This window comes from Klebsiella sp. RCJ4, assembly GCF_009025755.1.
GTDB lineage: Bacteria > Pseudomonadota > Gammaproteobacteria > Enterobacterales > Enterobacteriaceae > Klebsiella > Klebsiella michiganensis.
Genome location: NZ_WCIN01000036.1, coordinates 1 through 14,914 on the forward strand (window position 1 = coordinate 1; position 14,914 = coordinate 14,914).

Consider the following 14,914-nt stretch of genomic DNA (forward strand, 5'->3'; position numbering starts at 1 on the left):
TGAATCGCCACGGGTTTAACAGACACCCCAGAGTCATTTAAGATGACTTAAAGAGAGGTGCCCATGAGCGGTAAGCGTTATCCTGAAGAGTTTAAAATTGAAGCAGTCAAACAGGTTGTTGATCGTGGTCATTCTGTTTCCAGCGTTGCAACTCGTCTCGATATCACCACCCACAGCCTTTACGCCTGGATAAAGAAGTACGGTCCGGATTCTTCCACTAATAATGAACAGTCAGATGCTCAGGCCGAGATCCGCCGACTCCAGAAGGAGTTAAAGCGGGTTACTGACGAACGGGATATATTAAAAAAAGCCGCGGCGTACTTCGCAAAGCTGTCCGACTGAGGTACGCCTTTATCCGTGACAACAATCGTTGCTGGCCTGTCCGTCTGCTCTGCCAGGTGCTGGATGTGCATCCGAGTGGGTTTTACGCCTGGCTTAAGCAGCCACATTCACGACGGTTTCATGCTGACCTGAAGCTGACGGGACATATTAAGCAGTTCTGGCTGGAGTCGGGCTGTGTTTATGGCTATCGCAAGATCTATCTCGATCTGCGGGATTCCGGGCAACAATGCGGTGTAAACAAAGTCTGGCGGTTGATGCAACGTGTGGGGATAAAGGCTCAGGTCGGATACCGAAGTCCACGGGCGCGTAAAGGTGAAGCCAGTATTGTGACGCCCAACAAGCTCCAGCGGCAGTTCAACCCGGAAGCACCGGATGAACGTTGGGTTACGGACATAACCTACATCCGAACCCACGAAGGCTGGTTGTATCTGGCCGTGGTGGTTGACCTGTTCTCCCGAAAAGTTATCGGCTGGTCAATGCAACCCCGAATGACAAAAGAGATTGTCCTGAACGCATTACTTATGGCGGTGTGGAGGCGTAATCCTCAAAAGCAGGTACTGGTTCACTCTGATCAGGGCAGTCAGTACACGAGCCATGAGTGGCAGTCGTTCCTGAAATCACACGCTCTGGAAGGCAGCATGAGCCGTCGCGGAAACTGCCACGACAATGCGGTTGCGGAAAGCTTTTTCCAGCTACTGAAGCGCGAACGGATTAAGAAAAAGATCTACGGAACTAGAGACGAAGCCAGAAGCGATATTTTTGATTACATCGAAATGTTTTATAACAGTAAGCGTCGGCATGGTTCGAGCGAGCAGATGCCACCAGTTGAATATGAAAACCTATATTATCAACGACTCAGAAGTGTCTAGGTTATCCGTGGCGATTCATCCCTCTGTTCAAACTACCAGCCCAAACTCACTATGAGATGCCAAATGGTGAAATCATTAATGTCGTTCGGGAAAGATATCGTGAAGCTCGTGAACACATTGATGAGCTCGTTGGGAAGTTTTGCTAAATAGCGGCAACTTAGGTCCCTTGAGAATGTTGTCCATGGTACAAAATAGTGGTACATTCGGAATCGAAGCGTAAAGGTAACGTACTGTTATTCGGTGATTTCATTGTCGTGTCAATGAATCCTTGGTTCGATTATTCGCCGCACGGCGGCTCACCCCTTCGGGGCCAGCGCGACAAGCGCGCTGTTCAACGCCTGCAGCGTTAGTCCGAGTCCGGGTACCACTTATTCAGAGAACCCAGCCTATGGCTGGGTTTTTGCTTTTCTGGAAATGGAAATCCGAAGCCCCATCTCTGGCCTGACTAGTTATAGCGGGAAGGCCAGATTTTCTCTGGCGCAACGCCAGTGCTTCGGCGATCAACCTTTCCCCTTTGGGCCAGTGGCGGTTAAGGGCGTTTGCCATCGTGGAGGACGCCAGCCCGGATTTGTGGGAAACGGCTGAAAGCGACGTTCCACGCTTTTTCGGCGCCGCGATAATGTCGGCGGAATGCCATTCCGGTTGCATCATGCTCATGCCGCCTCCCCATCAATAAACTTCACGCCGTCGACGGTGCGCAGCCAGCGCGGGGCTTTCATTTCCGCCGCGAAGTAGTTGATCAGGTCGTACAGCAGATAACTCAGCTGTTTCTCTTTTTCAGAAGAAAATCCCTGCTCCGCCAGCGTCTGCGTCAGGGCGAGGCAGTAGCGACAAAGCTCGGTGCATTCCGGCCCAAACTCGGGGGAATTTGCCGGGAGGGTATCGACGGTCAGGCTTTCAATAAGATGGGGCGGGACGGGTTCTAACAGCGTGGGCTGGAGCAGCGTTAGCGCGCTGCTGAGTCTGCCGCAGAGCGCCATTTTCAGCGCGGGGTCGTCGTTTTCTATCAGGGTTTCAGCGAAGCGGTCGCAGTGGTCGGCAAGGACGGTGAAGTCCGTGGCGGCATTGAAGTGAACGGAAAGTAACGGGTGTGTCTGGATTGGGGTGGTAGCCATAATGGCAGCCTCCAGTAAGTGATTAATTGAACCACCACCGAAGAGACCAATCTTGCGGGTGGTGGAACCAGACGGAGTTGGTCTTACCGGCCTTACTGGACATTGGCGCACCTTGCGGTGCCTCCGCCCGGCCCACCATTGAGATGTAGCCGGATGAACGACATAAAAAAGACGCAAAGCGCGTCATATGTCGCCAGTAAGGAATATCTTCAGGAGACCAATCCCGGCACCTGAATTTGCAGGTACTTATAAACGAACCGCGATTGATCTATAGCGACAAGTGTTGCCTATTCGTTAATAATGATTTTTCATACAATTAATTGTTTTATAAGTAGTTTAACTTATTTAACATACTAAAAATCGCATTAGTAAAAAACATTCACTTCATGAATAATTTTTTGTCTAAATGGCTTACCGCGGTTCTAAACTACAGCAAATTTAATTGAAAATTACTCTTGACTGTGTTTTTATACAGTATATATACTGTGAGTATAAAATCGACAAAATGAGGCGCACATGATAAATTTTATCCATGATAACAACAAGGTATTATGGATATGCTGCTGCCCATACGAGTCAACAAGCGGTTCTTGAATTTATTTAGAACACTTACATTAGACAAAGCACCACGGCAATCTACCGTAAACTTACATGTTCTAAACATTGAGAGTAACAGTTTTGTTTATAACAAATTGGTTGAGGAATTAAGAGACTTAATAGTCTGTTACGTACATTCGAATAGAAGAATAGCTGAGTTTGAAAAAAATCATCCATCTTTTAGTCCCAAACCATATTTAGAGGCAATACAGAAATTTCGGACCTATACATCAAATGAAGGTGAGTTAGGCGAACTACTATTATATGCATTTCTTGAATCAGGTCTAAACGCACCCAAATTGCTATCCAAAATGGAGTTAAAGACTGATGCAAATGATTATATCAAAGGTTCCGATGGTATACATTTATTAGAGATCGACAATAATTATCAACTAATCTTTGGCGAGTCCAAAATGTATTTGGACTTACTGGAGGGGGCTCGTGAAGCGTTTGACTCTATTGCTGACTTTAAAGCCAACGGATTAAGATTTGAACGAGGCCTAATAGATACTCATGTGATAAATGAAATGGTTACTGAAGAAGGATACGAGACAATAAAATCTATACTATTACCTTCAGGAAATGATGGGCCAAACCTTGATCTATCTTTTGGCGTTTTCCTAGGATTTGAGTTACCTGTTAATGATACACAATTATCTATGAAAAACAACGAATTCCGGGATTGGGCATATTCATTTGTAAAAAATAATGCTTCTCGCGTAATTGATACGATAGAAAAAAGAATTATAAAGCATAAACTCTTTGGTCACGATTTTCATATATACATTGTCCCTTTCACAGACATAGATATCACTCGTAAAAAATTAATCCAAGAAATGCTAACAATTGGATAAGAATATGAACGAAAAAGATATAGTAAGAAAAGTTCCATTAGCACAGCGTCTTTCGATGGACGCTTATACAAGTAGCTACTTTAAAGAGATCTATAATTACATATCAGCTTTATATGACAATTGTTTATTTAATAATAACGGCATTCAGAAACCTATATTTATTGACACAACAAAAATAGAAAAAGCTTTACGTTTTGCTGATATTCTGTCTCATTCACCTGTTGAAACCCATCGAACAAAATCATTTGAAATTATAAGTAAAATAGCTGCATTTCATTCAGATGATCCTTATTTTAAAATGATAGGTTCGGCGGTCATAAATCGTTTAGGTATATTTGCAGCAGATAATTTAATATCACAGGAAGTACACTTACCGTTAGACCGAGAAATAGAATCATCCATAAAAAAATCATTCCAAAGAACTAGTATAGATGGATTATTTTTTACAGACAAACAATATGAACTTTATCAATCCCTAATTAACTCAAACACTCTAAGTTTTGCCGGCCCTACGTCAATGGGGAAATCGTTCGTCATAAATGAATATATAAAACATATTATTTTTGGTAATGCTAAAAAAAATATAGTGCTCATAGTCCCAACTCGAGCATTAATTAGCCAAAGTACATTAAAATTAAAAAATGAACTAAGAGATAAAATTGATGGCAATCAGTATAAGATAGTAACAACATCTTACATGCTCAGAGGAGGTATTGATCATAGTAAAGGGTATATTTTCGTATTGACTCCAGAGAGATTAGTTAGCTTAATTAGTTCATCTCCTGATATAATTATTGATTATATTTTTGTCGACGAAGCACAAAAACTTACTATTAAAAATGATACACGAAGTCTCGTGACCTATTCCGCGATCGAACAAACATTAAATTTAAATTCAAGTGCAAAACTATTTTTCTCATCACCAAATTTATCCAACCCTGAAGTATTTAATGATTTATTTAATCGGGACCATGCTAAAGTTTATCGCAGCATTGAAGGCGCTACAGCTCAGAACTTGTACTTTATTGACTTATTAAACAACAAGTTTAGTTATGTTGATAAAAACAAATTAATTGATATAGATAATGTTAATCAGACTTATACATCTGCTAATGATCTTATCTTTCAGATTAACAAAGGGAAAAGTAAGATTATTTACACTGGAGGTATCGATAACACATTATCTCGGACAAGGGGTTTTCTACGTTATATAAAGAAATTACAAAGTAAAAAGAAACCTCAAAATTTTGATCTAGCATCTCAGGTCCGAGAATTTGTGCATAATGGCTACGAACTTGCTGAAGCTATAGAGTATGGAGTAGCATTTCATTTCGGAAATCTGCCACAAGCAATAAGAGATCTTATTGAACATCACTTTAAAATTGGTAATATAGATTACTTGTTCTGCACATCAACTCTTCTTGAGGGGGTAAATTTACCCGCACGTTCAGTATTTATTTTGACATCAAAAAAGGGTACTAGATATTTTGAACCTGTGGATTTTTGGAATCTCGCAGGCAGAGCGGGAAGACTGGCCATAGAGTTAGCTGGTGATATATTTTGCGTAAAAGATGAAAGTGGAACTTGGAATGATAAGGCGGTAAAAAAATTAATCCTATCCAATAAAAATGAAATTGAACTGACTCCCAGCTTTTATCTTAATGATTCTAAAAGGATTAAAGAACTAGAACAAATAATAAAAACTGGTTCTACTGAAGGGATTCAAAATAGTGAATTTCTCAGAACACTAAGTGATATGGTAAGGATTGATACCCTACGAACTGACAAAGCCAATAATTTACCGCTTATCAATTATTTCAGAAATAATGGAAATAACGATATATTACACTATGCCTTGAAAAGCATAGGTAATATTAACATACCTACACATATTTTACTTGCAAATAGCCATATTGCTATTAACTCACAACACAATGCATTTAATAGCATCAAAAATTATTCAATTGACGAACTAAAGTTATCATGGAATCCTACAAATGATGAAATAAAAGAAAAATTAGCTCTCATATTCAATATTTATCAAATAGATAAATATAGTAAAGGATTAGATCGTCTTAATTTTAATTCAATTCCATATTACGCAGTCATTTTATCTAAGTGGATGCATGGTAATACATTAAGTGAAATAATCTCTGACGCGATTATTTATTACATATCGAATAAAAAGAATATCTATCTTTCAGATAAGACTCAAGAGCCATTTAATCAAAATAATTCTATTCATATAACAAAATTAGTAAATGATACAATTAAAGATATAGAATTAAAAATAGGTTATCAGCTACAAAATTATATTTCACATTATTGTCAACTTCTTTCACTTATTTTTGAAAATAACCCTGGAGCAAATTGGTCACAATTCATAGAGTTTGGCTCGAATGATCCTATTGTATGGCAATTGCAATTTATGGGATTTTCCAGACATTGTGCAATATTTTTAAAGAAAAACTTCCCTAAACACCTTAAATATGATCAAGAAAACAATCAGTTATACATATTAAACAGAGCCGAAATCAAGTCAAAAGTTAAACAGAACAAATTATATTGGCTTGAAATTCAGGCCCTGCTTTAACATAACGCCCCATCTGAATTACAGATGGGGCGTTATTACAAATCAGGAATAAACCCCTCTTCCCGCAGTACCTTAATCACCCCACGTATCAGATACGAGTTAGAAAACTTCGCCGTATAGGTACGCGCCCCCTCTTCTACAGGCTGAAGCAGTCCTCGCTCAATCAGCTTACCGAGCTGATAAGTCACCTGCGTCGGTTTCAGGTCAGGTAAAACGGCGCGGAGATCGCCCGCTTTTATCGTCCCCAGCTCAACGGCACGTTTCAGAACCTTCGATTCCAGCGGATTGATCAGCCCTCTTTCCGACGAAAAATCGATAGCCGGATACAGGATCTTTTCGCTCAGGAAAGCGTGGCTTGTCAGTTGGTCGACTTTCTTCAGCTCAGAGGAGATCCCCGAAAGCACATATAAGCACCACTCTTCCAGTCCTTGCTCTGTTACCTTATCGGCTAACGAAAGCATGGCGTAATAGCGCTCACGATCGTTACAGAATACCGCTGTCGGATTGAGAACCCGCCCGCCAGCCTGAACGTTAAAACCATACTTGATAAGCAACGCATAGGTCAGCAGTCTGACCGTTCTGCCATTACCATTGCCAAAGGGATGTATCCAGCCAAAACGGTGATGCACCAGTGCAATCTTCATCAGATCGTACTTTGGCTTATCGGCACGGTTAATAAAGGCGGTCAGTTCCGCCATATAATCATCAACGCGGATGTGATCCGGCGGCAAATGGTCAGACTGAGCGATGCTGACATTATGTTGTCGATATGCGCCGGGCGTTCTGTCGCCTTCCTGTTGCAGCCCGGCAACTACCAGACTATGCAACTCGCGGATAAAATATTCCGTTATCTCATCGCCATTGTTCAGATATTCGTCGATGAACTCCATCGCGGCTTCAATATTATTGATTTCTTTGAGCTGATCCGTCGAACTCTGGGTTCCTTCTACCTTGCTTTCAACATAGTCGGCAAGCGTAGTGTGGTTTCCCTCAATCCTTGCAGAACCCAGACTCTCCAGCATATGGAAAACGGCCTTCAACTGCGCAAACAGGATTGGGTGAACGTCAGTTTCCAGCCGCAGATGCCGGAGTAACTCCAGTTCCGTCAGCGCGTCGACCAAAGGGGAGTCAAAGCTGGGATTCAGAAGCGACAGTTCAAAGTGATTAAATTGAGCCATGATGTTTAGTTATCTCAACTGGTGCATGACGGCATCTCAAAAGTATAGCAAAAATACTAATAGAATCTATAATTTAGAAAGAACACCGTTTCTGATTATCTCAAAATCCTTTGTTCCAACATATCAAATGTAAGTTTGAAAGATGTTCAATGCGAAGAGGGATGGGGCTTTGCTTGCATGATGCATCATGGATTTCTAGCGCCGCTATGTGTGGGGTTCAGGGTGTTATATGTGGACCTCAATCCGTTATGTGTGGAGTTCCATCCGCTATATGTGAACCTCAGACCGTTATGTGTGGACCTGACTCCACACATAACGAAGCCTCTCTCCTTAAACACCGATTTTTCGTGATACCTCTCACCAAACCAAAGCAATTTTTTGTAGGGGCCTTCGTGGAGCACTGTTTGCAAGCAATACCAACAAAACCAATAACAAACAGCATGTTAATCGTGGATATGATTCCGAGTCCGGCACAACTATTTTAAGAACCCGCCCAAAAGGCGGGTTTTTGCTTTTCTGCGACCGGACTCTCCATCGAACTCCGTTCGATTATTCGCCGCACGGCAGTCTTATTTTGCAAGATATTGGGTGGAAACTCACTTATCAGAAGTTATACCCAAAACAACATGCTAAATCCGGTCAAAACGACGATACAGGCGACATTCAAAAACAGGCCGGCGCGCATCATCTCCTGCTGCTTGATATGGCCGGTGGCGAAAACGATAGCGTTTGGCGGCGTCGCCACGGGCAGCATAAAAGCGCATGAAGCCGCAATGGCAATCAATACCGACAGAATCACAGGCGACATGCCGAACGCTTCGGCCACTGAGGCAAATACGGGAATAAGCAAAGCGGCGCTGGCCGTATTACTGGCAAACTCGGTCAGAAACACCACGAATGTTGCAATCACCAGGATAATAATAAATATCCCCATATGAGCCACCATCCCGCTAATCTGGTTTGCCAGGAACAGACTGGTACCCGTCTCTTTCAACACATTACTTAAGCAGATACCACCGCCGAATAATAACAACACGCCCCAGTCAGCCGTTTTCTCTATATCCTTCCAGTGAACCACCCGGGCGAAATTGACTAATATAATGGCGCCTAAAGCCACAATGGTATCGAAGGATTTAAAACCGCCCAGTAGGTCGTTAATGGGGCCGCTGAAAATCCAGAAGAATACGGTAAGCGCAAAAATAGCCAGGGTGACAACTTTACCTTTATCCCAATCGACCTGCTCAGTATTCGTTTCGAAGGTCCCCTTAAGTTCCGGCCTGAACACGAGGTAAAGAATCGCAATAGCGACTGGCAGTAAGACGATCATTGCCGGGAAACCGAACTTCATCCAGTCAAAGAAGGAGAGCCCCACCTCGGCGGCGGCAATCGCATTCGGTGGACTGCCGACGATGGTCGCCATCCCGCCAATGCTGGCGCTATAGGCAATACCGAGGAGCACAAACACATAGGTCGAATGGCGGTTTTTGCCATCGACTTTACTCAGGATCCCCAATACCAGCGGCATCATCATTGCGGCCGTCGCCGTATTACTGATCCACATTGACAGCAGCGCCGTCACGCCAAATAGCATAAAGACCGCGAGGCGCATTTTGCCCCTCGCCATCGCTAATACCTTATCGGCAATGACTTTATCCAGCCCCTGCACATGCATCGCCGCCGCCAGAGCAAAACCGCCGAGGAAAAGGAATATCGTTGAGTTGGCGAAACTGTTTAGCGCCGCCTGGGTATTAAATACCCCCAGAAGCACGGCCATGACGGGAACCATGATTGCCGTAACGGTCACGTGCAGCGCTTCCGTTAACCATAATACGGCGATAAAAGCGAGCATACTCAGCCCCATAACCACCTTCGGCTCATAGGGTAGCGTGTTGTAGAGAACGATAAACAAAACAATATCGAGCAAAATGATGATGCTGTTACGATTAAAAAACCACTCATGGGTATTGGTGGGTAAAGGACTCATGTCGTTTTTATTCATAGTAGCTTCCTTGTAACTGGTTACGACTGAATCATTACATGTATATGTCCTTCAGGTATAAATTATGTTCCTGTTCTGTTAACTGGATCGTACCAGACAATTTCCTTGCTGAATGACACCCAGGTCAGGATATTTCCGGAAAGAGGTTCCTGATAGAGACGATTTATTGAAGCGAGCAGGCCGACTTTATTAGCTTTAATTTCCTTCGTCTGAATTTCTGTCTTTGGCTGCCGCGCCGGTATACGCGGCGTTGATAGTTTCACCAACATCTAAAATAGCCCCAGAGATCCATCGATTATTTTCGGCAATCCATTTCTGAAATAGAGATAAAGCAGCGCGTAAAAACGGATAATTCGGTGAAAAACCGGGCAAAAGCGCGCTATTCTGGAAATCAACACGCCCAGGCGGCTAACAACCTTTCCCTCCGGACGGCTAAAAAGCATCTTATATTCCTTTTTGCTCTTAGCGGCAGACAAAAGTTCTTTAAAATGCCAATTTTGCAGCCCTACCATTCAAATCATCTCGATACGAATGGGCAAAATGTTATGTCAGTTTTTCATTCCGTTAGCGACCTGATTGGTCATACTCCCCTGCTGCAGCTTCATAAGCTGGATACCGGCCCCTGCAGCCTGTTTCTAAAACTGGAAAATCAAAATCCCGGCGGCTCGATAAAAGACCGCGTCGCGCTATCCATGATTACGCAGGCAGAGCGCGAAGGAAAATTAAAACCCGGCGGCACGATTATCGAAGCCACCGCCGGCAATACCGGCCTCGGGCTGGCGCTGATCGCCGCGCAGAAAAATTATCGCCTGATCCTGGTGGTGCCGGACAAAATGAGCCGCGAGAAGATTTTCCACCTGCGCGCGCTGGGAGCGCAGGTACAGCTTACCCGCTCGGACGTTAACAAAGGCCATCCCGCCTACTATCAGGACTACGCCCGGCGCCTTGCCGACGAAACGCCAGGCGCCTTTTATATCGACCAGTTTAATAACGAGGCTAACCCGCTGGCGCATGCCACTACCACTGCCCCGGAAATCTTCCGGCAGCTGGATGGCGATATTGACGCGATTGTCGTCGGCGTCGGCTCCGGCGGAACGCTCGGCGGGCTACAGGCCTGGTTTGCAGAGCACTCCCCTGAAACGGAATTTATCCTCGCCGATCCGGCGGGCTCCATTCTGGCGGACCAGGTCGAAACCGGGCGCTACGGCGAAACCGGCTCCTGGCTGGTGGAAGGGATCGGCGAAGACTTTATTCCGCCGCTGGCCCATCTTGAAGGCGTCCGCAGCGCATACCGCGTCACCGATAGCGAAGCTTTCGCCACCGCCCGCCAGCTGCTGCAGGTTGAAGGCATTCTGGCAGGCTCCTCTACCGGAACGCTGCTCACCGCCGCCCTGCGCTACTGCCGGGCGCAGACATCCCCTAAACGCGTGGTGACCTTCGCCTGCGACAGCGGCAATAAATATCTATCAAAGATGTTTAACGATGACTGGATGCGCCAGCAGGGCTTTTTAAGCCGCCCTACGCGCGGCGATCTCAGCGATTTTATCGCTCTGCGCCACGACGAAGGGGCAACCGTCACCGCCGCGCCGGACGATACCCTGGCGGCCATCCTCGCGCGTATGCGCCTCTACGACATCTCGCAGCTGCCGGTGCTGGAAAACGGCCGCGTCGTCGGCATCGTCGACGAATGGGATCTAATTAGCCACGTCCAGGGCGACAGTCAGCGCTTTTCTCTGCCGGTCAGGGAAGCGATGACCCGTAACGTGGAGACCCTGGATAAGCACGCGCCGGAAAGCGCGCTGAAGGCCATTTTCGATCGCGGCCTGGTGGCCGTTATCGCCGACAACGATCGTTTTCTTGGCCTCATTACCCGCAGCGATGTGCTGACCACCTGGCGTAACCGACTCGAACAGTAAGGACTTCTCAATGACAAATTTGCATACCCTGAGCGTACATAGCGGCACATTTACCGATGAACACGGCGCGGTGATGCCGCCTATTTATGCCACCTCCACCTTTGCTCAGCCCGCGCCGGGCCAGCATACCGGGTACGAATATTCGCGCAGCGGCAACCCGACCCGTCACGCGCTGGAGACGGCGATTGCCGACCTGGAAAGCGGCACGCGCGGCTACGCCTTTGCTTCCGGCCTTGCGGCCATCTCAACCGTGCTGGAGCTGCTGGATAAAGACAGCCACCTGGTCGCCGTCGACGACGTCTACGGCGGCACATACCGGCTGATTGAAAACGTTCGCCGCCGCAGCGCCGGCCTGCGGGTGAGCTGGGTGAAGCCCGACGATCTGGCGGCCATCGAAGCGGCCATCCGACCCGACACGCGCATGATCTGGGTTGAAACGCCGACCAACCCGCTGCTTAAGCTGGCCGACCTCAGCGCCATCGCCGCCATTGCGCGGCGGCACAATATTATCAGCGTTACCGACAACACCTTCGCCTCGCCGGCTATCCATCGTCCGCTGGAGCTGGGCTTTGATATCGTGGTGCATTCGGCGACCAAATACCTTAACGGCCACTCCGATGTGGTCGCCGGGCTGGCGGTGGTCGGCGACAACGCCGCGCTGGCGGAAAAGCTGGGCTACCTGCAAAACGCGGTCGGCGGCGTCCTCGACCCGTTCAGCAGCTTCCTGACGCTGCGCGGTATTCGTACCCTGGCGCTGCGTATGGAGCGTCACAGCAGCAATGCGCTGCTGCTTGCCGAGTGGCTGGAGCAGCAGCCGCAGGTCGAAAAGGTCTGGTTCCCGTGGCTGGCCTCGCATCCGCATCATCAGCTGGCGCGCAGGCAGATGGCGCTTCCCGGCGGAATGATCTCCGTGGTGGTCAAAGGCGACGATGGCTACGCCGAGCGGATTATTCGTAAGCTGAAGCTGTTTACCCTCGCGGAGAGCCTCGGCGGCGTGGAAAGCCTGGTGAGCCAGCCGTTTAGCATGACTCACGCGTCGATCCCGCTGGAGCAGCGTTTAGCCAACGGCATTACTCCGCAGCTGATTCGGCTGTCGGTAGGGATTGAGGATCCGCAGGATCTGATCGCCGACTGGCGCCACGCGCTGCGCGACTAAGCAGATTGCCCGGCGGCGGCTAACGCCTTGCCGGGCGACAAGATCCCCCATCACATCAGGCCCGCCGCCCGGCAGAGAATTAAGCAGTCTGCCCGTTCTGGCCCTGCCCCTGCAGAAGATGCTCAACAAAGCGCGTCAGCTTCGGCAGCGGCCGCAGATCCTGCCGCCAGAGCAGGTGAATCGGCCTCGGCTGCGGGGTATACGCCTCGAGCACGCGCACCAGTTTGCCGCACTCGAGCGCATCCGCCAGCAGCACTTCCGGCTGCAGCAGCAGCCCGGCGCCGGCGATCGCCGCCGTTCGCAGCGCATAGCCATCATTACAGCGCAGAACAGCGTCGCGCTTCCAGCGTACGCCCTCCTCCGCGCCCGGCAGCTTCCACTCATTGCGCGCGGTCCACACCGTATGCGACAAACAGAGATGATCGGCCAGGTCCGCAGGCGTTGTCGGCGTACCGTGGCGGGCTAAATACCCGGGCGCGGCGCAGATCGTCATCCGGTAGGGCGCGAGATACTTTGCCACCAGATCGTTATTGCGGATCTCGCCGATGCGGATCGCCAGATCGATGCCCTCATCCACCAGATCGACCATCCGGTTGGTCAGATCCAGCTCCACGCGCACGTCGGGCCAGGCATGCAGAAACGTGGCGGTCAGCGGGGCAATCACGCAGGCGCCAAACGACGTCGGCGCGCTTATCCGCAGCGTGCCCGCGGGCGCGACCCGTAGTCTCTCCACTGAACTTTCGGCGATGGAGACCTGCTCCAGGACGCGTTTCGCCTCGTCAAAATAGACCCGCCCGGCGTCGGTCAGGCTCTGGCGGCGGGTATTGCGCTCAAGAAGACGGGTATTAAGCTGCCGCTCGATCAGCGCGATATATTTCCCGACCATCACCGCCGACATCTCGAGCCGCGCTGCGGCACTGGTAAAGCTTCCGCACTCCACGACCGCAATAAAGGTCTCCATCGCCCGCAGCTTATCCATATTACAAACCCCTGGTTAGTAATTATTTAACTTTTAGCCAGTTTATCCGATATTTGTTTTATTAAAGAATAGCCTCTCACCCGAGAGAGGAACCTGCTATGAAAATCATCATTATTGGCGCCAGCGGTACCGTTGGCCGCGCGGTTGCGCAAGAATTAAACCAGCGTCATGAAGTCATTCGCGTCGGCCGCACTCAGGGCGACTATCAGGTCGATATCACCTCACAGCAGAGCGTGCAGAATCTGTTTGCGAAAACCGGTCGGGTAGACGCGATTGTTTCCGCCACCGGCAATCTCTTCTTTGGCCCGCTGGCGACCATGACCGACAGCGATTTCAACCAGGGCTTACAGGATAAACTACTGGGGCAGATTCGCCTGGCGCTGACCGGCCAGCATTATCTGAACGACGGCGGATCTATTACGCTGATTAGCGGGATCGTCGCCCATGAGCCCATCGCTCAGGGCGTCAATGCCACCACCGTCAACGCCGGGCTGGAAGGATTCGTTCGCGCCGCCGCCTGCGAACTGCCGCGCGGAATACGTATTAACCTGATTAGCCCCACCGTATTAACGGAATCGGCGGCAGCCTACGACGGTTTCTTCCCCGGTTTTACCAGCGTCCCCGCCGCCAGCGTGGCTCAGGCCTACCGCCGCAGCGTAGAAGGCGTTCAGAGCGGACGGCTCTATAAGGTCGGCTACTGACCGGCGCCGCTGCGGGCCGGAATGACGCTGCCGGCCCGCGACGGCGTTTACATCCTGTTTCATCAACGGCTACACTTATCCTTCAATTTGCCTTTTTGAATGACTCATGTTGAAGAAACTCGCTTTTATTGCCCCGCTTTTGGCACTTATCGCTCTACTTATCTGGTGGTTCACGCCCCGCTACGCCGAAGAGGACGTCGCGTACTACCGCTCCGTCTTCTGCGTTATTGACCATCAGGACAGCCGTGCGTTTCTCCGCGATATGGAAAATATGATTGAAGGCGGTAATTCGGATTATGCGCTGCATAAGACCCACTACGTGCCCGCTCTGGGCCAACGGATGCTGGACACCTGGCAGCAGTTGACGCCGGAAGAGCAGAAAAGTATCAGCCAGGACCAGCAGCGCTGTCGCCAGCTGATGAGCGAAAAGCAGCGCCCGGATTAAGGCATATTACTGCGCAAAATGACTCGCTGACAATAATAGAAAATAACATTCTGCTGCGACGAGCGGAATGTTAAACATAAACATGGCGAATGAATAACAGTATTTAGCGCGCGAAAAAGTTATATTTAATCGATATCCTGACGTTATTATCACCCTATTTATTTTAAAAA

At 48.2% G+C, this 14,914-nt stretch carries 12 protein-coding genes and 1 pseudogene; 7 read left to right on the forward strand and 6 right to left on the reverse strand.

Features of this window, described 5'->3' with window-relative positions; translation table 11 throughout:
* Nucleotides 1–63: 63 nt before the first annotated feature.
* Nucleotides 64–1,211 (forward strand): IS3 family transposase gene (locus tag F8562_RS12290; RefSeq protein WP_094909581.1). Its coding sequence is split into 2 segments (ribosomal slippage): nt 64–301 and nt 301–1,211, totalling 1,149 coding nucleotides; the frame shifts between segments, so codons are not numbered across the junction.
* 445 nt (nt 1,212–1,656) lie between these two features.
* On the opposite strand, the pseudogene F8562_RS12300 reads toward F8562_RS12290, so the two are convergent.
* Nucleotides 1,657–1,862 (reverse strand): annotated as a pseudogene (locus F8562_RS12300) (helix-turn-helix domain-containing protein).
* A gap of 2 nt (nt 1,863–1,864) precedes the next feature.
* The gene (locus F8562_RS12305; RefSeq protein WP_014839546.1) at nt 1,865–2,326 is read right to left on the reverse strand and encodes a hypothetical protein; all 462 of its coding nucleotides are present in this window, start codon (nt 2,324–2,326) and stop codon (nt 1,865–1,867) included.
* A 551-nt stretch (nt 2,327–2,877) separates the two neighbouring features.
* Between F8562_RS12305 and F8562_RS12315 the strand changes: the two genes are divergently transcribed.
* Both F8562_RS12315 and F8562_RS12320 read left to right on the forward strand, forming a co-directional pair.
* Complete coding sequence (locus F8562_RS12315; RefSeq protein WP_224256739.1) at nt 2,878–3,777, forward strand: DUF1837 domain-containing protein; 900 nt, start codon at nt 2,878–2,880, stop codon at nt 3,775–3,777.
* A 4-nt stretch (nt 3,778–3,781) separates the two neighbouring features.
* Complete coding sequence (locus tag F8562_RS12320; RefSeq protein WP_042934413.1) at nt 3,782–6,370, forward strand: DEAD/DEAH box helicase; 2,589 nt, start codon at nt 3,782–3,784, stop codon at nt 6,368–6,370.
* Nucleotides 6,371–6,405: 35 nt separating this feature from the next.
* Here F8562_RS12320 and F8562_RS12325 read toward each other — a convergent pair whose 3' ends face one another.
* From F8562_RS12325 to F8562_RS12335, 3 genes are all read right to left on the reverse strand, one after another.
* The gene (locus tag F8562_RS12325; protein WP_014839549.1) at nt 6,406–7,548 is read right to left on the reverse strand and encodes a Fic family protein; all 1,143 of its coding nucleotides are present in this window, start codon (nt 7,546–7,548) and stop codon (nt 6,406–6,408) included.
* 610 nt (nt 7,549–8,158) lie between these two features.
* The gene (locus tag F8562_RS12330) at nt 8,159–9,547 is read right to left on the reverse strand and encodes an SLC13 family permease (protein ID WP_032720259.1); all 1,389 of its coding nucleotides are present in this window, start codon (nt 9,545–9,547) and stop codon (nt 8,159–8,161) included.
* A 269-nt stretch (nt 9,548–9,816) separates the two neighbouring features.
* On the reverse strand, nt 9,817–10,059 hold the full coding sequence (locus F8562_RS12335; protein ID WP_014226848.1) for a hypothetical protein: 243 nt from the start codon (nt 10,057–10,059) through the stop codon (nt 9,817–9,819).
* 33 nt (nt 10,060–10,092) lie between these two features.
* Between F8562_RS12335 and F8562_RS12340 the strand changes: the two genes are divergently transcribed.
* Complete coding sequence (locus F8562_RS12340) at nt 10,093–11,463, forward strand: pyridoxal-phosphate dependent enzyme (RefSeq protein WP_014839553.1); 1,371 nt, start codon at nt 10,093–10,095, stop codon at nt 11,461–11,463.
* A 10-nt stretch (nt 11,464–11,473) separates the two neighbouring features.
* Nucleotides 11,474–12,619, forward strand: coding sequence for a trans-sulfuration enzyme family protein (locus tag F8562_RS12345; RefSeq protein ID WP_014839554.1), 1,146 nt, complete (start codon nt 11,474–11,476; stop codon nt 12,617–12,619).
* 79 nt (nt 12,620–12,698) lie between these two features.
* Here the strand turns inward: F8562_RS12345 and F8562_RS12350 are convergent, their stop codons facing one another.
* Nucleotides 12,699–13,598 carry a LysR family transcriptional regulator gene (locus F8562_RS12350; protein WP_014839555.1) on the reverse strand — a complete coding sequence of 300 codons (900 nt, stop codon included), beginning with the start codon at nt 13,596–13,598 and terminating at the stop codon, nt 12,699–12,701.
* Between the two features lie 98 nt (nt 13,599–13,696).
* On the opposite strand from F8562_RS12350, the gene F8562_RS12355 reads away from it, so the two are divergent.
* Together F8562_RS12355 and F8562_RS12360 are read left to right on the forward strand one after the other, a co-directional pair.
* Nucleotides 13,697–14,299: a short chain dehydrogenase gene (locus F8562_RS12355; protein ID WP_014839556.1), complete on the forward strand. Its 603-nt coding sequence runs from the start codon at nt 13,697–13,699 to the stop codon at nt 14,297–14,299.
* Between the two features lie 106 nt (nt 14,300–14,405).
* Nucleotides 14,406–14,744, forward strand: a complete 339-nt coding sequence (locus tag F8562_RS12360; RefSeq protein ID WP_014839557.1) for a hypothetical protein — start codon at nt 14,406–14,408, stop codon at nt 14,742–14,744.
* Nucleotides 14,745–14,914 lie beyond the last annotated feature (170 nt).